Annotated in this window: 1 pseudogene; it reads left to right on the top strand. The window is 32.9% G+C overall.

Annotated features, from left to right (window positions below):
• Positions 1–1,111 (top strand): annotated as a pseudogene (locus F6K63_RS36985) (IS630 family transposase); the annotation flags it as partial.
• Positions 1,112–1,126 lie beyond the last annotated feature (15 nt).

Here is a 1,126-nt window from a genome sequence, read left to right on the forward strand (position 1 = left end):
AGCAAAAAACAATACTTCAAAAAGCCTTAAAAATAGAAGAAAATGGAAATATTAGAGAACGTATTTTAATTTTGCTGTTGTTGAATAGTGGAAAAACACAGTTAGAAATTGCTGAAGTTTTGGGTTGTTCAAAGAACACAGTCTGTTATTGGTGTGTCCACGGAGATCCAGATGACTTAGAGAGTCTTAAAGATAAAAGAATGAAAGGCAATCACCAAAAAGCAACAAAACAATATATAGAAGTATTATTAGAATTAGTCGAAAAAGAACCCGAAGAATTAGGATATGAATTTGGTCGATGGACAGCTCAAAAATTAGCCGTTCATTTAGAAGATACAACAGGCATCAAGTTAAGTGGGTCTCAAGTTCGTAGGATACTAGTCAAGAAAAAATATGTTTACCTTTGGTCAAAGTATAGCTTAGATTCTAAAAAAGACCCTAAAAAAAGGGAAGCATTTAAAAAGAAACTAGATGAGTATTTAAAAATAGAAAAAGAAAGCCCAGAGCGTCTTCAGGTATGGTTTTGGGATGAAAGCGGATTTAGTTTGAGAGTCATCAGAAGAAAAAACTGGTGTAAAAGAGGAAAGCGAAAAAAAGTTAGAGGAGACCGTTCGCGCAGCGTCGGGCTTTGCCCGAAAGGCAAGGGAGAGTTAATGTGATGGGAGCTTTGCGATATTCAGATAAAAAAAGATTTGTAGATTTCCTCAAAAAAAGCAATAGTCAAACTTTTTATGAAGTTTTAAAAACCTTTTATAAAGAGCTAGAAAATGAATGGATGGAAGCGGGTAATCAACTAGAAGACTTTGCTAATAAAGGACCGAAAATCGTCATTATTTTAGACAATGCTAGTTTTCACAAAAAAGCCGAATATATTCATAAAATAGAAGAAGATATGCCGAATATTTATTTAGAATATCTTCCCGAGTATAGTCCTGATTATAACTTAATTGAATTGGTTTGGCATTCAGCAAAAGAATATATTGCCAATCGAGTTTTCAAATCAATTGAAGAATTAGAATGTTTGTTAAATCATCTTTTAAATGAAGGAGGGTTAATTATAAAATGGGTACGAAAAATAAAAAACAAAGGCAATGCTGTTATCACAGTTTAAATGCGCAACAGCTTA

Origin of the sequence: Moorena sp. SIO1G6 (assembly GCF_010672795.1) — a bacterium.
GTDB classification, from domain to species: Bacteria; Cyanobacteriota; Cyanobacteriia; order Cyanobacteriales; family Coleofasciculaceae; genus Moorena; species Moorena producens.